This is a genomic window from Lawsonibacter sp. JLR.KK007 (assembly GCF_036941135.1).
In the GTDB taxonomy this organism is placed as follows: Bacteria; Bacillota; Clostridia; order Oscillospirales; family Oscillospiraceae; genus Lawsonibacter.
Map to the genome: position 1 here is coordinate 429305 of NZ_JAYWSY010000002.1, position 19474 is coordinate 448778.

General features: G+C 64.2%; 17 protein-coding genes. 6 read left to right on the forward strand and 11 right to left on the reverse strand.

What is annotated here, in order from left to right; all coding sequences use genetic code 11:
• The first annotated feature begins 3 nt into the window (after nucleotides 1-3).
• Genes VV088_RS11900 through VV088_RS11915 form a run of 4 tightly spaced genes read left to right on the forward strand, consistent with a single transcriptional unit; the run spans nucleotide 4 to nucleotide 6460 of the window.
• Complete coding sequence (locus VV088_RS11900; protein ID WP_334600932.1) at nucleotides 4-1920, forward strand: HEAT repeat domain-containing protein; 1917 nt, start codon at nucleotides 4-6, stop codon at nucleotides 1918-1920.
• Between the two features lie 18 nt (nucleotides 1921-1938).
• Complete coding sequence (locus VV088_RS11905) at nucleotides 1939-3030, forward strand: AAA family ATPase (protein ID WP_334600933.1); 1092 nt, start codon at nucleotides 1939-1941, stop codon at nucleotides 3028-3030.
• On the forward strand, nucleotides 3030-5294 hold the full coding sequence (locus VV088_RS11910; protein WP_334600934.1) for a DUF5682 family protein: 2265 nt from the start codon (nucleotides 3030-3032) through the stop codon (nucleotides 5292-5294). Before VV088_RS11905 ends, VV088_RS11910 begins: the two co-directional genes overlap by 1 nt.
• Before the next feature lie 11 nt (nucleotides 5295-5305).
• A complete protein-coding gene (locus VV088_RS11915; protein WP_334600935.1) occupies nucleotides 5306-6460 on the forward strand; it encodes a VWA domain-containing protein in 1155 nt (384 codons plus the stop codon).
• Nucleotides 6461-6495: 35 nt separating this feature from the next.
• On the opposite strand, the gene VV088_RS11920 is transcribed toward VV088_RS11915, so the two are convergent.
• The 4 genes from VV088_RS11920 to VV088_RS11935 all read right to left on the reverse strand — a co-directional run bounded on the left by VV088_RS11920 (nucleotide 6496) and on the right by VV088_RS11935 (nucleotide 11238).
• Entirely contained in the window at nucleotides 6496-8193 is a 1698-nt protein-coding gene (locus tag VV088_RS11920) for a [FeFe] hydrogenase, group A (protein ID WP_334600936.1), read from the reverse strand.
• A 5-nt stretch (nucleotides 8194-8198) separates the two neighbouring features.
• Complete coding sequence (locus VV088_RS11925) at nucleotides 8199-10097, reverse strand: NADH-ubiquinone oxidoreductase-F iron-sulfur binding region domain-containing protein (protein ID WP_442913152.1); 1899 nt, start codon at nucleotides 10095-10097, stop codon at nucleotides 8199-8201.
• Nucleotides 10090-10578: an NADH-quinone oxidoreductase subunit NuoE family protein gene (locus VV088_RS11930; RefSeq protein WP_334600937.1), complete on the reverse strand. Its 489-nt coding sequence runs from the start codon at nucleotides 10576-10578 to the stop codon at nucleotides 10090-10092. Before VV088_RS11930 ends, VV088_RS11925 begins: the two co-directional genes overlap by 8 nt.
• A 153-nt stretch (nucleotides 10579-10731) precedes the next feature.
• A complete protein-coding gene (locus tag VV088_RS11935; protein ID WP_334600938.1) occupies nucleotides 10732-11238 on the reverse strand; it encodes a hypothetical protein in 507 nt (168 codons plus the stop codon).
• A gap of 157 nt (nucleotides 11239-11395) precedes the next feature.
• Between VV088_RS11935 and VV088_RS11940 the strand changes: the two genes are divergently transcribed.
• Nucleotides 11396-11845, forward strand: a complete 450-nt coding sequence (locus VV088_RS11940) for a LysR family transcriptional regulator (RefSeq protein ID WP_334600939.1) — start codon at nucleotides 11396-11398, stop codon at nucleotides 11843-11845.
• Nucleotides 11836-12336: a methylated-DNA--[protein]-cysteine S-methyltransferase gene (locus tag VV088_RS11945; RefSeq protein ID WP_334600940.1), complete on the forward strand. Its 501-nt coding sequence runs from the start codon at nucleotides 11836-11838 to the stop codon at nucleotides 12334-12336. Before VV088_RS11940 ends, VV088_RS11945 begins: the two co-directional genes overlap by 10 nt.
• Before the next feature lie 61 nt (nucleotides 12337-12397).
• On the opposite strand, the gene VV088_RS11950 is transcribed toward VV088_RS11945, so the two are convergent.
• The 7 genes from VV088_RS11950 to VV088_RS11980 all read right to left on the reverse strand — a co-directional run bounded on the left by VV088_RS11950 (nucleotide 12398) and on the right by VV088_RS11980 (nucleotide 19460).
• Nucleotides 12398-12979, reverse strand: coding sequence for a glycoside hydrolase family 5 protein (locus VV088_RS11950; RefSeq protein ID WP_334600941.1), 582 nt, complete (start codon nucleotides 12977-12979; stop codon nucleotides 12398-12400).
• Nucleotides 12969-13337, reverse strand: a complete 369-nt coding sequence (locus VV088_RS11955) for a response regulator (protein WP_334600942.1) — start codon at nucleotides 13335-13337, stop codon at nucleotides 12969-12971. The genes VV088_RS11950 and VV088_RS11955 overlap by 11 nt, the downstream gene beginning before the upstream one ends.
• 18 nt (nucleotides 13338-13355) lie before the next feature.
• A complete protein-coding gene (locus VV088_RS11960) occupies nucleotides 13356-13844 on the reverse strand; it encodes a chemotaxis protein CheX (RefSeq protein WP_334600943.1) in 489 nt (162 codons plus the stop codon).
• 10 nt (nucleotides 13845-13854) lie between these two features.
• Entirely contained in the window at nucleotides 13855-15564 is a 1710-nt protein-coding gene (locus tag VV088_RS11965; protein WP_334600944.1) for a DUF342 domain-containing protein, read from the reverse strand.
• Between the two features lie 125 nt (nucleotides 15565-15689).
• Nucleotides 15690-17684, reverse strand: a complete 1995-nt coding sequence (locus VV088_RS11970) for a methyl-accepting chemotaxis protein (protein ID WP_334600945.1) — start codon at nucleotides 17682-17684, stop codon at nucleotides 15690-15692.
• 379 nt (nucleotides 17685-18063) lie between these two features.
• Entirely contained in the window at nucleotides 18064-18372 is a 309-nt protein-coding gene (locus VV088_RS11975; protein WP_334600946.1) for a hypothetical protein, read from the reverse strand.
• A 161-nt stretch (nucleotides 18373-18533) separates the two neighbouring features.
• Nucleotides 18534-19460 carry a fumarylacetoacetate hydrolase family protein gene (locus tag VV088_RS11980; RefSeq protein WP_334600947.1) on the reverse strand — a complete coding sequence of 309 codons (927 nt, stop codon included), beginning with the start codon at nucleotides 19458-19460 and terminating at the stop codon, nucleotides 18534-18536.
• Between the last annotated feature and the right edge of the window lie 14 nt (nucleotides 19461-19474).

Sequence of the window (19474 nt, forward strand, 5' to 3'; positions counted from 1 at the left end):
GCCATGAAATTACAGCCTCTTTACGACGTGAAGGAGCGCCTGGAGCAGGCCGCCATCGCCGGGACCGGCCTGCTGGGGGAGGACTTCCGCCTCCAGCGGGCGGCAGAGAGCCTAAAGCCGCTGGCCGCCGCCAGCCCGGTGTTCGCCAAAATCGACGCCGGCCTCCAGGCCCTGCTGTCCGCCCCCGCCGCCCAGCAGGGCGGGCTCCTGCTGGATCTGCTGGCCCTGGCAGACGCCGTGGCCTACACCCAGGGCCGCTCCGGAATGGAGGGCGAGCTGGAGCCCCTCCCCGCCGGAGGCGGCGCCTACTGCCCGATCTCCTACGGACAGCTCCAGCCCCTCCTCTCGGCCCTCACCAGCACCGGCGGCGGACGGCAGGAGATCATCCGCTCCGTCTGGGAGGACCACCCGGACTGGTTCTCCGATTTCCGGGTCCTGCCCGCCCTGGCGGCCGGACTGGGGGACAGCTACGGCGAGATTGCGGAACTGAACGCAGAGATCGCCAAGAAGCTGGGGCCCCCTCTCCTGCCCCTGCTGAAGGAGGGCTTCGACCCCGCCGGTAAGAAGGAGATGGCTCGCCGGGTGGAGGTCATCGCCGCCATTGAGGGGGCGGGAGCCTCGCTCTGGCTGCGGGAGATACTGCCCAGCGCCAAAAAGGACGTGCGGGCGGCGGTCATCACCGCCTTGGGCAGGGATGCGGACAGCGTCCCGCTCCTGCTGGAGCTGGCCCAGACCGAGCGGGGGGCCAACCGGGACGCCGTCCTGAAAGCCCTGGCGAAACAGGATGGAGCAGAGATCGCTACCTTCTGGAGGGGGGAGCTGGCGGAGCACAGCCAGTCGATCAAGTTTCTGGAACCCACCAACATGGACTGGGCCATCGAGCTGGTGACCACTGGCCTGCGGGAGCGGCTGGAGAAACTTCTGGACGGTGAGAAGCGCCCCACCTATGAGGAGGGCACGGATATCACGTCCTGGTGCTGGACCCTGGGGAAAAAGGATTCCCCCGTGATGCTGGACTTCTGGCGCTGGGCAGACAGTCATATGGAGGAAATCGACCGGATCAAGGATGAGAAGAACCGCTCGTTTTTCTTTGGGGTAAAGCTCACCGACCACCTGCTGGACATCATGCGCCTCACCGGCCCCGGCCCGCTGCGGGACTTCTGCCTAAAACTGTTCGACCGCCGGCCCGAGATGACCCGGTATCTGTACATCAGCGTTCTGGCCGCGCTTCTCTCCCTGCCGGCGGCGGAGGTCTATGAGAAATTCGCCCCCTATCTTCTGACGGAAGCGCCCGCTGTGGACGCGGAGCGCAAAAAGACCCTCAATACCGTTTTGCTCCGGGCCTTGGGTGACGTGTGGTGGCACCACCATGAGAAGAAGTATGTCGTCTTCGGCGGCCAGCCTACTGCGGAGCCGCTGGACGTCCGGTGGATTGAGCGGCTCACCCAGGCGGTTTACACCGACGTGCCAAAAAGAGGAAGCGGCGCTTCTCCCTTTGCCTGCTACTGGGAAACGATCGCGGAATTTGACCTGACCCTGATGCGGCTGGTCAACCCGGAGGACGAGACGAGCCGGAGACTGCTGATCCCCTACCTCCGGAGGCGGCTGGAGGAGACCAGCCAGCCCTACACCTACAGCCGCTGGCTGTTTCAGCTGGGGGGCAGTCCCAGGGGGATGCTGGGGCGGGCTTTGGCAAAGAGGCCCAACAATAACCGCGGCTACGCGGTGTGGCAGTTGATGTATGATGCCTGGCAGGCCCTGAGCGTGGAGGAAACCATCGCCCTGTTGGAGGAGGTCCTGGCCGAGGGGGCGTTCCAGAAGCAGGCCACGCCCCATATCCAAAAAGCCATCCCCTGGACCATCGAGCAGCTCCGGGCGGGACAGGAGTTCCCGTCCAACATCAGCTGGTCGAAACTGTGAGCAACGGAGGAACTTGACATGTCTGACAAAAACGTACAGCGCCTCCCGGCGGAGGAGCTCTATCAGCGGGAGATCGACGCCCTGATCGCCACCGACCACGATCCCGTCCCACCCGGCTGGAGGATGTCCCCCAAGGCGGTGCTCCGCTACATCACCGGGGAGTGTACCGCCGAAGGGGTCCCCATCACCGCCAAGTACATCGGCGACCGGCGGCTGGTGGAAATTTCCATCGCCACCCTGCTCACCGACCGGGCCCTGCTGCTCATCGGTGAGCCGGGCACCGCCAAGAGCTGGCTGTCCGAGCACCTGGCCGCCGCCATCACCGGCGACTCCACCAAGGTGGTCCAGGGCACGGCGGGCACCACCGAGGAGCAGATCCGCTACTCCTGGAACTACGCCATGCTCATCGCCAAGGGTCCCTGCCCCGAGGCCATGGTGAAAAGCCCGGTGTACCGGGCTATGGAGACCGGTTCCATCGCCCGGGTGGAGGAGATCTCCCGCTGCGCCAGCGAGGTGCAGGACGCCCTGATCTCCATCCTGTCGGAGAAGCGGCTCTCCGTCCCCGAGCTGGGGCTGGAGGTCCCAGCCCAAAAGGGCTTTTCCCTCATCGCCACCGCCAACACCCGGGACAAGGGGGTCAACGACATGTCTGCCGCCCTGAAGCGACGGTTCAACATGATCGTCCTGCCCACCCCCGCCGACATCGCCACCGAGATGGAGATCGTCCAGACTCGGGTGGCCGAGCTGTCCGCCGGGCTGGACCTGAACGCCAGCCAGCCCGGCGGGGACACGGTGGAGCAGATCGTCACCATCTTCCGGGAGCTGCGCGCCGGAGCCACTCTGGATGGCAAGCAGAAGCTGAAGCCCACCTCCGGGGTGCTGTCCACGGCGGAGGCCATCTCCCTGCTGGCCAACTCCATGGCCCTGGCCGTCAGCTTCGGGGATGGTTCCATCTCGGCGTCCGACCTGGCCGCCGCCCTCCAGGGCGCGGTGGTAAAGGACGAGGACAAGGATAAGCTCTCCTGGAAGGAGTATCTGGAAAACGTCATGAAGAAGCGGGGCAGCGCCTGGCTCCCCCTGTACCGGGCCTGCCGGGAGCTGAACGGGTGATGGGCGGCCCGATCCTCTTCGGGGTACGCCATCTGTCCCCGGCGGCGGCCTTCCACCTGCGGCGGGCGCTGGACCAGGCCCAGCCCCAGCTGGTGCTGGTGGAGGGCCCCAGCGATCTGAACGATCAGATGCAGTGGTTCTGCCATCCCAAGACCCAATTCCCCGCCGCCATCCTGGCCTACACCAGAACTCCGCCGGTGCGGACCATCCTGTACCCCTTTGCCGTCTACTCCCCAGAAATCCAGGCCATCCAATGGGCCCGCGAACACGGGGTGGAGTGCCGCTTTATGGACCTGCCCTCCTCCGTCTTTCTTGCCCTCGGCCCGGATGCGCCCGATCCCAATGCCCCGGAGGAGGAGCTGGAGCACGCCACCGAGTCGGTTTACCGCCAGCTGGAGCTGCTCACCGGGGAGGACCACGACGCCTTCTGGGAGCGGCACTTTGAGCAGCTGGAACACGGAGAGGAATACCGGCTGGCCTGCAATACATTTGGTAGTCAGCTGCGGGAGGCGTCTCAGGAGGGCCGCCGCCGCGCCGCCGAGACCCTGGTCCGGGAGGCGTACATGAAGCGGGTCATTCAGCAGGCCATTGCCAGCGGCGTCCCGCAGGAGCGGATCTTTTGTGTCTGCGGCGCGTTCCACGTGGATGGCCTGATGGAGACCGCCCAGATGACCGATGAGGAAGCCGCCGCGCTCCCCTGCGCGGACAGCGCCGCCACCCTCATGCCCTATTCCTACTACCGGCTGTCCTCCCGGTCCGGCTATGGGGCGGGGAATAAGGCCCCCGCCTACTTTGAACTGCTGTGGAACGCCCTCAACGGCCCCGGTCTGGAACAGGTCCCTTACCGCTACCTCACCGCCCTGGCCGGCGCGCACCGGGGGGCAGGCAATCTGGTGTCCTCCGCCGAGGTCATCGAGGCGGTCCGGTTGGCTCAGGCCCTCTGCGGCATGCGGGGGAGCAAGGTCCCTACCTTGTCAGACCTGCGGGACGCCTCTGTCGCCGTCATGGGCCACGGGAATTTTTCGGAGCTGGCTCTGGCGGCGGCGGAGACGGAGATCGGCAAACAAATCGGCTTTCTTCCCGAGGGGGTGAGCCGCACCAGCGTGCAGGAGGACTTTTACCGTCAGCTCAAGGAGCTGCGCCTGGAGAAATACCGCACCGCCGGTTTGAGCCAGCTGGACCTGGACCTGCGGGAGCGGCTGAACGTGAAGTCCCAGCAGGCGGCCCTGACCGACCTGCACCGGTCCTTCTTTCTCCACCGGCTGAGGGTGCTGAACATCCACTTCTGCCAGGCGCTTCCCTCCCGGCAGGAGGGGGCCAGCTGGGGCGAATACTGGCAGCTGCGCTGGACCCCGGAGGTAGAGATCGAGGTGGCCGAGTCCGCCCTGCTGGGCGACACCATCGAGGGCGCCGCCGCCTACGCCCTGAAGGAGCGGGCGGAGGAGGCCGGCTCCATCGCCCAAGCCGCCGCCATCTTTGAGGACGCCTTCCTGTGCGGCATGCCCGCCGCTGCCCAGCACGCTTTGACCGTCCTGCAGGGGCTGAGTGTGGACGCTGCCGCCCTGGCCGATGTGGCGGAGACCGCCATGCGGCTCAGCCTGGTGGTGCGGTACGGCGGCCTGCGGCGGTTTGACCCCCAGCCGGTGATCCCCCTCGTAAAGCAGTTATACTTGCGGGCCTGTCTGACGCTGGAGCAGTCCTGCGTCTGTGACGCGAAGTCCGCATCCGATGTGACACTGGCTATGGACAGGTTAAACACTTTACAGCTCAGCCATGATTTTCTGGAGGAGGACCGCTGGCTCACCCTGCTGGCCGGGGTCTCCGACCGGGACGATCTGAACACCCGCTGCTCCGGCTTCGCCATGGCCATCCTGCTGGAGCGGGGCAAGGCGGACGAGGAGCTGCTGGCCCGGGAGGTGGCCCGGCGGCTGTCCCCCGGCATCCCTGCGGACCTGGGGGCGGGCTGGTTTGAGGGGCTGGCGGCTAAAAACCGCCGGGCGCTTATCGTCCGGCTCTCCCTGTGGCGGCACCTGGACTGCTACCTCGCCAGCCTGGAGGAGGACGCCTTCCGCCGGGCGCTGGTCTTCCTCCGCCGGGCCTTTGCGGACTTTTCCCCGTCGGAAAAGAACGACATTGCGGAAAATCTGGGGGAGATCTGGGGGGTCAGCCCTCAGCAGACGGCCGAGGCGCTGATGAACGAGACAACCGAAGCCGAGCAGGCGATGCTGGACAGCCTGTCCGACTTCGACTTCGACGACCTTTAGGGGGTGCAGTTATGGCACAGCAAGAACAGCTCGCCCGCTGGCGGCTGATCCTGGGCTCGGAGACCCAGGAGTCCTTCTCCGGTATGGGGGGAGGAGCCCTCTCACAGGAGGAGCTCCTCATGGACGCCGCTTTGGGAGCCATCTATGGCGGGCCGGAGGAAGCCTTTGGCGACTCTGGCAAGGGGGCCGGAAAGGGCCCCTCCTCCCCTCTGCTCTCCAAGTGGCTGGGGGACCTGCGCTCCCTTTTTGACCCGGAAACGGTGGCCGTGGTGCAGAACGACGCCATCGAGCGCAAGGGCCTTAAGCAGCTTCTCCTGGAGCCTGAGCTGCTGGACAGCCTGGAGCCTGACCTGAATCTGGCCTCCACCCTGCTGATGCTCAAGGACCAGATCCCCCAAAAGTCCAAGGAGTCCGCCCGCCGGTTCATCCAAAGGATCGTGGAGGAAATCAACAAAATGCTGGAGAACGACCTCCGCCGGGCGGTGACGGCGGCGCTGAACCGGCGGGCCCACTCCCCTCTGCCCTCCGCTGCGGCGCTGGACTTTCCCTATACCATCCGGCGCAATCTGCGCAACTATAACCCGGAGTTGAAGGCCGTCATCCCCGAGCGAGTGTGGTTTTTCGATCGCTCCAGCCGAATGAACCGGTGGCACGTGATCCTGGACATTGACCAGAGCGGCTCCATGGGCCAGTCTATCCTCTACTCCTCGGTAATGGCCTGCATCCTGGCCTCCATGTCCGCTGTGCGGACCAGCGTGGTGGCCTTCGACACCCAGATCATGGACCTGACTCCCCTGTGCGCCGATCCGGTGGACCTGCTCTTCGGCTTTCAGATGGGCGGCGGCACCGACATCGCCAAGTCCATCGCCTACTGCCAGGGGCTGGTGGAGGCTCCGGCCAGAACCCTGCTCTTCCTGATCTCCGATCTGGAGGAGGGGGGCAACCGGGCGGCCCTCCTCCGGCGGCTGGAGGAGCTGAAGGGCTCCGGGGTTACGGTGGTGGTCCTGCTGGCCATCGCGGACGGGGGCAAGCCCTACTACGACGCGCAGACCGCCCAGCGGGTCGCCGCCCTGGACATCCCCTGCTTCGCCTGCGCCCCGGAACGGCTGCCCGAGCTGCTGGAGCAGGCCCTGACCGGCCGCCTGCAGCCAAAAACACTCTCCTGACGCGGCTGCCCGCGTCAGGAGAGTGTTACTTCTTGTTATTCCTTCACATAATTCACATGGAACAGCGCATGGCGTTCCTCCTCGGTGAGGCGCTCCAAGAAGGCGCTCACCACCGGATTGCGCTCGGCCCGCTTGAACGGAGCGGAGCGGTCCAGATTGTACAGGCCCTCGGCCCGGGCGGCCTTGTCCTGCCGCACGCCGTGGGGCTGGCCCGCGCCGCCCACACAGCCGCCCTGGCAGGTCATGACCTCCACCAGGTCGAAGTAGGCATTGCCCGCCTCGATCTCCTTGAGGAGCTTCTGAGCGTTGGCCAGGCCGTGGACGATGGCCAGATGCACGTCCCGCTCCCCCACCTTGATGACGGCCACACGGATGGCCTTGTTGTCCCGGAGGGGGGAGAAGCGCAGCTCCCGCAGCACGTTCTTCGACTTGTCCGGCAGGCAGAACCGGACCACCGCCTCGGCCACGCCGCCGGTGGTACCGTAGATCACGCCCGCGCCGGAGCCCAGGCCGAAGGGCAGCTCGGGGGACTCCAGCTCGATCTGGGGCAGCTGGATGCCCGACTCCTTGATCATGTTGACCACCTCCTGGGTGGTCAGCACCAGGTCCACATCCCGCTTGCCGTCATGGGTGAACTCCTCCCGGGCGGCCTCCATCTTTTTTGCAGTGCAGGGCATGATGGCGATGTGGTAGGTGGTGCGGCCGTCCTCCGCGTCCTTTTTGGCGTAGCGGGTCTTCAGAATCGAGGCAAACATCTCCATGGGGGACTTGCAGGTGGAGATGTGCTTCAGGTACTTGGGGTTCTCCTTCTCCAGGTACTTCACCCAGGCGGGGCAGCAGCTGGTGAACATAGGGAAGGGCCCCCCCTTCTCCAGCCGCTGGAGGAACTCGGTGCCCTCCTCAATGGTGGTGAAGTCGGCGCCGAAGGTGGTGTCGTAGACCTCGTCCACCCCCATCAGCTTCAGGGCGGTGACCAGCTGGTCCAGGGCGTTCTGGCCCGGAGCCAGGCCGAAGGCCTCACCGATGGCCACCCGGACGGCGGGGGCGATCTGGACCACCACCCGCTTGTTGGGGTTGTGAATGGCCCGCCAGGCCCGGCCGATCTCGTTGTAGATGGTGATGGCGCCGGTGGGGCAGACGGCGGAGCACTGGCCGCAGCTGATGCAGTTGGTTTCGGACAGCTTCCGGTCGAAGGCGGGGGACACCCGCATGTTGTAGCCCCGGTTGACGAAGTCGATGATGCCCATACCGATGCCCTCGCCGCACACCCGGACGCAGTCGCCGCACAGGATGCACTTGCTGGGGTCCCGGACAATGGCGGGGCTGGAATCGTCCAGCTGCGACTCCTCCCGGCTGTCGCCAAAGCGGACCTTCCGCACGCCGAAGCGCATGGCCAGCTCCTGAAGGTGGCAGTCGCCGCTCTTTTCGCAGGTGGTGCAGGAGCAGTTGTGGGAGGCCAGCATCAGTTCCAGAATCATCCGCCGGTGCTTGAGCAGACGGGCGGTGTTGGTTTTGATGGACATGCCGTCCCGGGGCTGCATGGAGCAGGAGGTCTCAAGCTTCCCCCGGTCGTCCTCCACCACGCACATGCGGCAGGCGCCGTAGACCGACAGGTCGGAGTAGTAGCAGAAGGTGGGCATCTCGATGCCGGCCTTCCGGATGACGGACAGAACGTTGGGTTCCCCATCGAAGGGGACCCGCTGGCCGTCGATATACATAATTCCCTTTGCCATACCGCTCACTCCTCCCGAATGGCGCCGAAGGGACAGCAGCCCCAGCACGCGCCGCACTTGATACATTTTTCCGTGTCGATGACATGGGGCATCCGGATCTGGCCGGTGATGGCCTCCATGGGACACTGCTTCATGCACTTGCCGCAGCCCTTACACAGCTCCGGATCGATCTGGAGCACCTTCTTGCGGCCGTTGCAGTGGGGACAGTGCTTGTCCACCACGTGGGCCAGATACTCGTCCCTGAAGTATTTCAGGGTGCTCTGCACCGGCTTGCAGGCCGACTGGCCCAGGCCGCACAGGGCCGTCTCGCTGATGGTGGCGGACAGCTCCTCCAGCAGGTCCAGGTCCTCCAGAGAGCCCTCGTTGTTGACGATGCGGGTCAAAATCTCCAGCATCCGGCGGGTGCCCTCCCGGCAGGGGACGCACTTGCCGCAGGATTCGTTCTGGGTAAAGTTCATGAAGAACCGGGCCACCTCCACCATGCAGGTGTCCTCGTCCATGACCACCAGGCCGCCGGAGCCGATCATAGCTCCCAGCTTTTTCAGGGAGTCGAAGTCCAGGGGCATATCCAGGTGCTCCTCGGTGAGACAGCCGCCGGAGGGGCCGCCGATCTGAACGGCCTTGAACTTTTTGCCATCCTTGATGCCGCCGCCGATGTCGAAGATGATCTCCCGCAGAGTGGCCCCCATGGGCACCTCGATGAGGCCGGTGTTCACCACGTTGCCCGTCAGGGCAAAGGCCTTGGTGCCGGGGGACTTCTCGGTGCCGATGGACTTAAACCACGGGGCCCCCTTCCGGATGATCAGGGGGATGGCAGAGAAGGTCTCCACGTTGTTGAGCACCGTGGGACTGGCCCACAGGCCCTTTTCCACGGTACGGGGCGGCTTCACACGGGGCATGCCCCGGTTGCCCTCGATGGAGGCGGTGAGGGCGGAGCCCTCGCCGCAGACAAAGGCCCCCGCGCCCCGGTTCACGTTCAGGTGGAAGGAGAACTCGGTACCCAGGATGTGGTCGCCCAGCAGATTCATCTCCTCCGCCTTGGCGATGGCGGTCTTCAGCCGGTTCACCGCCAGGGGGTACTCGGCACGGACGTAGATGTAGCCCTCGTCGCTCCCCGCCCCCAGGGCGGCGATGAGCATCCCCTCAATAATGGAGTGGGGATTGCCCTCCATGATGGAGCGGTCCATAAAGGCGCCGGGGTCGCCCTCGTCGCCGTTGCAGACCACGTACTTCTTCCCCTTGGGCTGCCTGCGGACGCTGTCCCACTTCCGCCCGGCGGGGAAGCCGCCGCCCCCCCGGCCCCGCAGGCCGGAGTCCAGAATCTCCTTGCAGATGGCCTCGCCGGTCATCTCAAAAAGGGCCTTCTCAAAGGCCACATAGCCGTCCTTGGCCAGGTACTCGTCAATGTCCTCGGCGTCGGTAGTGCCGCAGTTCTCCAGCACGATGCGGTGCTGCTTGTGGTAGAAGGGGATCTCGTCGTGCCGGCTGTACTTCACCCCGTCCAGCTCGTAGAGCAGGCGCTCCACCACCTCCCCCTTCAGGATGGTCTTTTCGATGATCTCGTCGCAGTCCTCCAGCTGGACATGGGTATAGAGGATGCCCTCCGGCTCGATCTGGACCAGGGGACCCATCTCGCAGAAGCCGTGGCAGCCGCTCTTTTTCAGATAGACGCCGTCCCCCTTGGGCTCGGTGACGTCCTCGGTCTCGCCCTCCTGGGTCAGGCCCACGTAGACGTCCAGTCCCCGGCGGGCGCACTCCTCCTTGATGTAGTCATACAGCTTCAGCGAGCCGCCGGCGATACAGCCGGTGCCGGCGCACAGCAGGATCTGCCGCTTCTGATAGGACAGCGCCCGCTTGGCCTTCACCCGGCGGACCTCCAGCCGTTCTCGATTCATATCAGCCATGGGCGGCATCCTCCTTTCGCAGCTCCTCCAGCAGGCCGATGGCCAGCTCGGGACTCATCTTGGAGTGGACCTGGTCGTTCACCGTCACCACAGGGGCCAGTCCGCAGGCCCCCAGGCAGGCTACCGTCTCCAGGGTAAACAGTCCGTCGGCGGAGGTCTTCTGCTTGCCCTCCAGCTCCAGGTACTCCCGGATCGCGTTGTAGATGGGTTGGGACTTGCGCACATGGCAGGCGGTGCCGTCACACACCTTGATGATGTACTTGCCCTTGGCCTCCAGGGAGAAGTTCTCGTAGAAGGTGGCCACGCTGTATACCTTGGCCACTCCCACGTCCAGCTTCTCCGCAATGCGCTCCAGCACCGCGGGGCTGAGGTACTTGTACTCCGCCTGGATATCCTGCATGATCGCGATGAGGTGGTGCATCTCGCAGCCGTAACCGTCGATGATCCCATCCACCCGCTCCATGGAAATTCCATTGGACATGGCTTGTGTTCTCCTCTCTTTCTCGAAAATTTCCCTAAAGTCATGCTGGACACGATTCTATCATAAGGCCCGTCAATTTGCAAGGGAATTTTGCAGGAAATACGTCATTTTTTGACAAAACGACGGCGCAGATTCCTCCGCGCCGCCGCACTGTCACAGGTTCAGCTTTTTCGGGTCCGGCCAAGCCTCCGGGCCGTCGGTCTTTGCAACCTCCTTGAACTCTCCGCTCTCCTGCGCGAAGGCATACATGGCCTGGGCGATGGCGTACATCTGGGGGTACCCCTCCAGGCACCGGGCCTTGGACTCCTTCTCAAAGGCGTAGACCCAGTCGCTGCCCGCCTTCCGCCGGGCCTTCAGATAGTTGGTCACCGCGTAGCCAAAGCCGTCCGACTCCGCATGCTTCACCTCCCGGCCGGCGTACTCGATATAGGACAGCAGAGCGTACTCCGCCTTGGACAGGCACTCGTTCACCCGGTAGGCCAGATAGGCCACGATCTCCTCCCCCACGTAGGCCAGCATCCCGTCCGTCCGCAGGTACATGCGGACAAACTCGTCCCCGTGGCGCTTGGCAAAGGCGGCGGGGTCAAAGTTCAGAGCTTTGCATACCTCCGCCATCAGCTCCGGACTCAGCCGGGCCTCTGTGGTCTGTTGTTCCGCCATGATCTCACTCCCTTTTCAGCAATTCGACCCTTTTTCCCAGCAATCATTTTACCACAAGGAAAAACCGGTTGCAAGGCAAATCCTGATTTTCCAGCCTTGCCAAAGGGGCCCTTCTCCGCTATAATAGGGACAATTCTCCCAATCCGGAGGTGATCCCATGACACAGCAGGGAATCGAGGTTTTTCTGGCGGTGGCCCGGCTGGGCAGCATCTCTGCCGCGGCCCAGGCGCTGTACATCACCCAGCCAGCGGTGAGCCGCCACCTGAAGTCCCTGGAGGACGCGCTGGGCTGTTCTCTGGTGGTCCGGGGCCGGGGCCAGCGGCGGGTGGAGCTGACCGACCAGGGCCGGGACTTTGTCCAGGTGGCGGAGAAGTGGCGGCTGCTGTGGCAGGAGACCCGGGAGGTAGCCGGCCAGGACCGCGCCCAGACCCTGCGGGTGGCCTCGGTGGGCAGTCTGGTATCCTACCTGCTGGGCCCCCGGCGGAAGGAGGCGCTGACCCGCGCCTTCCTCGCCTGCCTGGACCGGGAGCTGAACAGACGGCCCGAGATCGAATCCCTGCTCTCCCTTCCGGACGAACCGATTGAAGGAGGATGGTTATGTACCTGACGTCCCAATATGCCTCCCCCGTGGGGGAACTGACCCTGTGCAGTCAGGAGGACAGGCTGGCCGGCCTGTGGCTGAAGGATCAGAAGTATTTCGGCGCCTCCATTGCCGGGGAAATGGTCCCCGGCGAGTCCCCCGTCCTGGCCCAGGCCCGGGAGTGGCTGGACCGCTATTTTGCCGGAAAGCAGCCCGATCCGGACGAACTCCCCCTGGCCCCTGCGGGCACCCCCTTCCGGCAGACGGTGTGGCGTCTCCTGCTGCAGATCCCCTCCGGCCAGGTCATGACCTATGGCCAGCTGGCCTGGCGGACGGCGGAGGCCCTGGGGCGGCCCTCCATGTCCGCCCAGGCGGTGGGCAGTGCGGCGGGACACAACCCCATCTCCATCATCATCCCCTGCCACCGGCTGCTGGGGGCGGACGGCTCCCTCACCGGCTACGCCGGAGGGCTGGAGCGGAAGCTCTGGCTGCTCCGCCACGAGGGCGCGGACCTGTGACCCAACGTCCCCACAGCGCAAAACACGGAGAGGAACCGGTTTCCTCTCCGTGTTTCTGGTTTCAAAGGCCGTTATGGGCAAATCTGGAAAAGACAAACTGTCCGGACGGGCTCAGGTCCTCCCCGCTCCAAGGGCCGCCGGCAGGCGCGCCGGGACGCAGAACCGCAGAGGTCTCGTCCTTGTCGCACAGCGACCAGGCGCACCAGCTGATCCCCCGGGCGTCCAGAAAGTCCAGCCACACGGCGGACTCCTCTAAAAACACACCGCCGCTGCCATCCGCCCGGCTGGTCCCCCACTCGGACACAAACACCGCCAGCCCCTGGGACAAGGCGCTGTCAATCCGGCTGCGCAGCTCCGCTCCGTGAGTCCCCGCATAAAAGTGGAGGGTGTACATCAGATTTTCCCCCTCCAGCGGATCGCCGGCGGCCAGATGGAGGTCCTGACTCCAGGTGCTGCTCCCCACCAGGATCACCGCCTTGGGGGAGCGGGCCCGGATCACCGGAATGATCCGCTGGGCATAGGGCTTCACGTCGCCGGACCAGCTGGCGGAGCCGTGGCAAAGCCTGCCCGGACCGGCAGAAGGGCCAGCAGCAGACAGACCGCTGCCGCCGCCCAGCCGCCGCCCAGCCGTCTCATGCCTCACCCATCGCCTTCGCAAAGACCTCCAGCAGGCGCTCCTTCTCAAAGGGCTTGTCGATGAACCCCTTGGCGCCGATCGCCTTGGCCTCCTCAAAGGTGTCGTCATAGGCCAGAGAGGACACCATCACGATCCTGGCCTCCGGGTGCTCCTCCAGAATGGCCTGAGCCGTCTCCAGCCCGTCCATCCCCGGCATAATGATGTCCATGGTGACCAAATCGGGCATGACCTCTCCGTACTGCTCGATGGCCTCCTCGCCGTCCCGGCAGCAGGCCGCCACCTCGTATTCGGTGCCCTCCAGCAGGTTCTTCATCTGCACCCAGATCATCCGTGAATCGTCTACCACCATAATCCGTTTTGCCATTTTTCACGCCTCTTTCTGTCAAATTTCATTTCGATCCGCCCCGTCCTCCCCAGACCGGGGCACGTGATGGGTCAGCTGAGCGCCCTCCTGATGCTCGTTGGCATAGGTGAGCATAAACTGCGCCTGATGGTTCTCCGGCGCGTAGCGCCCCCGGTAAAAGGCGGGCACGCTGAACCGGGCAGGCACCTTGGTATTCTGGAACAGGACGGCGGCGATTTTTCCGCACAGGATGTTGAAATATTCCTTACCAAAGTCCTCCAGATCCTGGTCGGTCAGGGCCTCCTCCCCCAGGGCGTTCCGGGCCATACGAGCCAGCAGGGCGGTGTCCGCGCACAGGGTCAGGCTGGTACGGAACCCCCGCCGAAAGGAGATGTGCACGGTACACAGGTCCTTGCCCAGCAGCTCCCCGCCGGGCTGGAGCCGGACCCCTGCGGTCTGCTCCGTCACCTCCCGGACGGCCCGGTCCAGCATCTCCTCCAGCTCCTCCTGCGTCATTGCAGTATCCATAACAGTCCTCCTAAATCAGCTGTATCTCCCCGTCCACCAGCGAGGCCGAGCAGGGGCGCAGCACGTCGTCGATGTGGCACACCGCCTCATCAATGGTCAGCACGGTCCCGGGGAACACTGTGTCGCACTTCATGCGCCGCACACCCGGATCCTGGGGCTCCAGGACCAGGGCCTCCTGCTCCTTCTGGATCGCGTCCAGCTTGCCCCGGCTGACCACAAGCTGCACCCGCAGCCTGCCCAGGCGGCTGGCCTTACTGGGGCTTTCCGGCTGACGGCTGGTGCGTTCCATGGTCTCCTCCAGCTCCCGGATCTCCTTGGTCAGCAGCTGGCAGTCAAACTCCTCACAGGGCTGCCCCCCCAGCACCACATCGGTCCGGTTGCCCACTCGGGAGCCCACGATGCCTGCGCTGACCTCGTGGGCGGCATGGACCTTTCCGCCGATGATCTTGCTGTGGCCCGACCGCACGGTCACATTGCCGCCGCAGTAGACGTCGCAGTTGATGATGCACTCGGTCTCCAGGTCCTGCTTGGCGTAGACGCAGCTGTTCTCCAGATATTTTGCAAAAATGCTCCGCTGGGCCCGGATCACCGCCTGGCTGTCCCCCTGGACTCCGCGGGCCACCACCAGGTCCCGGCCCGCCTCCAGCGTGCACGCCTCCACCACGCCCTCCACGGTGATGTTCCCCGTGGCCCGGACCGTAAAGCCGCCGCACACGTCTCCGTGGATGCAAACGTCCCCCAAAAAGTTGATGTCCCCGACGGAGAAGTCCACATTCCCCGGCACATCCAGTACAGGCTTCACCTGAAAGCTGCGGCCGCTGAACTCCACATGGCCGGTGATGGAGGCCACCAGCGCCTGCCCGTCCTCGGACAGCTCTGTGTTCCGCCCCTTGGGCGCGGACGCCGGCTTGCCGTTTGTCGCAGAAATCTCCTGATCTCGGACCGTCCGGCCCGGTCTCCCATCGGTGGGCGGGACGATGCGGCAGATCACGCCGCCCTTCTCCACGCTGTGGATAAAGCCCAGGTTGGTGTAATCCACCCGGTTGTATTCGTCCACCGTCAGCTTATGCTCCTGGGTCCGAGGGAACATGTCTACGATGCAGCCGTCCACACCGGCCACCGTATCGGCCCCTCTGGCCACAGGGACCAGCTTGAAATACCGCTCCCGGTCCTGCACCAGGGCGTCCAGCCGGGCCGTATCCACGCCGAAGGAGACCTGCTGCTCCTCCAAAGCCCGGTCCAGGTCCTTCCGCTCCAGTTCCCGGCCCCCGCTCACCGGCGGATAGACCAGCACCCAAGCGGTCAGGCAGTCCTTGGACAGGAAAACGGTCACCTGGGCGTCCAGATCGGGCAGGACGGGGAGCTCCTCCCCCTTCGCCTGCTTCGTTCCGGAGCGGACCCGCTCCATGCGCCCGTTGGCCGTGGAGTTGACCGCCATCTGCAGCCGCACCAGCTCCGCTTTCCCGGTGCTGTCCGGCAACAGCGGGTCCATCGGCCCCTCCAGAGCCAGCTCCGGCAGGGGCGGCGGCTCCTCCATCTGTCCGCTGTAGATGGTCCACAGCTTATAGATGGCGTGGCTCTCCGGCAGCTCCAGCCTGTGCCGGAGCTGCTCCGGAGGTAGGGCCGCCTCCGGCGGCGGAGCGAGGGCCTCCTCCATCTCCTCCGTCTCCTCCTGCCCGGCCCCAAACAGCCGGGATAAAAACGAACGCTTCCATTCCATACCATGTCCCTCCCTGCGCGCCGCCCTCTGGCGGCGTTATGCTGCTGCGTCCATTTTAGCAGAGTGCCCGGCGAATCGCAAGAAAAAAGAGATGCGCCCGAGGGCGGATCTCTTTTCTCATTGGTTCAGTCTCGGGCCAGGGTAAAGCGACCCACCAGCTGCTTCAGGCTGGAGGCCTCTGCGGAGAGCTCCTCGCTGGCGGCGGCACTCTCCTGGGCGGTGGCGCTGTTGGTCTGCACCACGGCGGAGATCTGGTCCACCCCCTCGGTCACCTGGGCGATGGCGGCGGTCTGGCTCTCCACCGCCTCCACCATCTCGGACATCTTCGAGGTCACATGGCCGGCGCTGATACTGGTCTGCTCCAGCGCCTCGGTGACCTGCGCGGCGGCCTGAGTGCCCTCGTTGACGGCGGCGATTGAGTTCTCGATCAGCCCCTTGGTGGCCTTGGCCGCCTCATCCGACTTGGAGGCCAGATTGCGCACCTCGTCGGCCACCACCGCAAAGCCCTTGCCCGCGGCTCCCACCCGGGCGGCCTCCACTGCGGCGTTCAGGGCCAGGATGTTGGTCTGGAACGCGATGTCCTCAATGGCGGCAATGATCTTCGAAATTTCCTGGGAGGATACGGAGATCTTCTCCATGGCAGTGTTCAGGTCCTTCACATACTCCATGCTGACCCCCAGCTGGCCCCCGGCCTGGTTGACATACTGCCCCGCCTCCTCCACGGCGGTCACCGTCTTCTGGGCACTGGCGGAGATGTCCGTAATGGTGGCCGCCAGCTCCTCCACGGCGCTGGCCTGCTCCATGGAACCCTGGCTCAGGGTCTGCGCCCCCACGGAGACCTGGCTGCTGGCGGAGGACACCTGTCCGGCGGAGGAGTCGATCTGCCGGATGGTATTGCTCAGCGACACCTTCAGGGTACGCATGGACTGCAGGATCTTCTGATACCGGCCCACATAGGCATCCCGGTGGGGGGACTGGATGTCAAAGTTCTGGTTGGCCATCTCGCTGAGGAGATAGCCGATATCGTTGATGATCAGGTTTAGGCCCTTCACCATCTCCGCGGTGGAACGGGTCAGCTCCGCCGTCTCGTCCTCACCGGTAGCCTGGGGCACGGGGGACTCCAGGTCTCCCTCCACCAGCAGCTTCATCCGCTCCGCGCAGGCCCGCATGGGGATGCTGATGTTGCCGGACAGCTTAACCGCCACCACGATGGAGGCCAGGATGGAGGCGACGATCACCGCGATGTTGATGGCGATGCCCACATATGTATCCGCCAAAAAGTTGATCTTCGGCGAGGCGACGGCCACGCTCCAGCCGTCGGTGCCGCCCACCGGGGCATAGGCCAAGAAACGGGGGCCGTCCTCCGCCTGGATCGTGCCGAAGCCGTTCTCCCCTCTGCGCATGGCCTCATGCAGGGCGGCCCGGCTCTTCAGGGACTTGTCGCTCTGGGCCTCCTGCTCAATGTTCTGGGTCGTGATGGTATCCAGGGTGATATCGGCAATGGTATCGCCGTTTTTGTTGATCATGTAGGCCCGGCTGTTCTCCCCCAGCTTGATGGAGGAGACGATATTGTTGAGGAAGGTCTCCGGCGGCACAAAGTAGACCACCCCTGCGATCTTGCCCTGGCCGGAATAGAGGGGGGCGGCCACCATGATGGACAGCTCGCCGGTAATCTTGCTGACCAGCGGCTCGGAGACATAGACATTCCCCTGCATCGCCTGCTGGACATACTCCCGGTCGGAGTAGTCATTGCCGTCGAAGATGCTGATGCCGTCCGCGCCGATGACGTTCCCCCGCTGGAAGCCGTGGAGCTGGATGCGCTCGTCGATAATGGCCCGCTTGTCCTCCAGCGGCGTAAAGGTGTTCGCCAGCTGGGTGATCCGGCCGGTGTCCATGGCCACATTCTTGTAGGCGGTCAGCTCCTGCTCGATGCGCTCCGCCGCCAAAACCGCAGTTTCGCTCATCAGCTGATCCACTGTAGCGATGGTGCTTCTGTAATTCAGGGTGATGCTGACGCTCCCTACCAGGACCAGCGCGATCAGCACTGTCGCCATTAAACAGACTGTGATCTTTTTCCGGATGCTCTTCATCTCTTCCACCTCAATCGATAACTCAACCACAGCGCTCGCCCTCTGCGGTTAAGTACCATTATATGAGGGAAGCACCCCAGTTGTCAACGGTTTCCGGCCATTTCGTTCCAGGAGAAAATGCAGGGCTTGCGCGGTGAGCTGCACCCCATTGGTTGACAGCAGGGTATGCTGAATCAAACGTGAGCTGATTTTTACGCCGAACGGGGGTTCAAACAAGAAATACACGCCAGAATTCAAGAAACTGGTGGCAGAAACAATGCAAAACGAAACGCTCGGCTATTGCGAACCAGCCCAGCGTTTTGGAGTCCGCCGCGCATCCTTGACCTTGTCGATTGCCGCTTACATAGATTGTCATCCCCCCTGCAGGTGTATTTCACACATGCAGGGGGATTTTTGTTGCCTCAGAGGCTTACTTTTCAATGCCCTTTTTCTTCATCCATGCAGGCAGTTCTTTGCCGTTGTACTTGCAGCCGGGGTAGCGGCAGTTGGCGCCCTTGATGATGACGGTGTCGGCGTGGTAGTCCTGGAGGGCCTCGTCGATCTTCTTGTCCACCGGCTGGCCCTTGTAGAACACATTGGGGAAGCTCTTGCGGCTGGAGGGCTCGGTGACGCACAGCAGGCCGTCGGTGCTGCTGCCCACGGTACACAGGCCGGGCTCCACCTCATAGCCCAGCTCCTGGGCGATGAAGGCGTTGGTAGTGCCGCCGGCCAGCAGCACGTAGGCGTCCTTCCAGGCCCTTTGGAACTCAGGGGTCTGAATGACCGCCTTGGCGATCAGGCGGCGGGCCTCAGCGGGGTCAAAACAAAGGTAGCTTTCATGATAATCGCTCCATTCTAAACTTTTTTGTCATTCCCGCCCCGCTGGGGCGGGAATCTGTGTTACTCCTTCTCAGGGTGCTTCTTCAAGTCAACCACGGGGTTGAGCAGAGGCCGCATCTCAAAGCCGTCGGGGCCGACAATGCGGCACTCGGCCATGTCGCAGTCCTGGATGTGGAAGGCCCGGGGGGTGCCGGTGGACAGGATATCCCCTGCGTACCAGCCCTGGATGCTGCTGTGGAGGGAGACCAGCCGGGCGGGACGGTGGGTCATGTTGGCCACCACGTTCCTGGCATAGATCTGGCCGTTGTGAACCGACTGGACCTCCAGCTTCAGCACGTCGGGCACCTCGTCGGGGGTGACCAGCTCAGGGCCGAAGGAGAAGAATGTTGGGAAGTTTTTCACGATACACAGATACCGGGGGTTGCCGCTTACGAAGTCGTTGCCCTTGAGGATGGACTCCTCGGTCATATCCAGAATGGTGGTGTAGCCCACAATGGCGTCCTGCCAGTTCTCCTCAGACACGTCCCGGCAGTCCTTGCCCATAATGACGCCCAGCTCCGCCTCGGCGGTGGTCTTCTGGGCCTCCTTCAGGGCGGGCAGCTTAATCTCATCGCCGGGACCGATGAGGGTATCGGCCATTTTAAAGAAGCTGCCGGGGAAACCGGTGGGAGCGGCAGAACCGATGTCCCCGGCGTGGTCCACGTAGTTCAGGCCGATTCCGAAGATGCGCTTGGGATTGCGATAGAGGGGGGCGTAGACCACCTCCTCCTGGGGAACCAGGCCAGGCAGATTGTCCAGCTCAGCCTTGCCGCCGTTGTTGTACCAGGCGGTGAGGCCGGGGACCTCACCGGCCTGGATGAGGGACAGCATATCGGTGCTCCAGGCGGCGCCCTTGGCGGCGTTGAGGGCGGCGATGGGGAACACTCCTTTGGGCGTGACGATTCCGGCGATTTCCCCGCCGTTCTTTTTTATGGTAGCCAGACGCATAATAAAACCTCCTA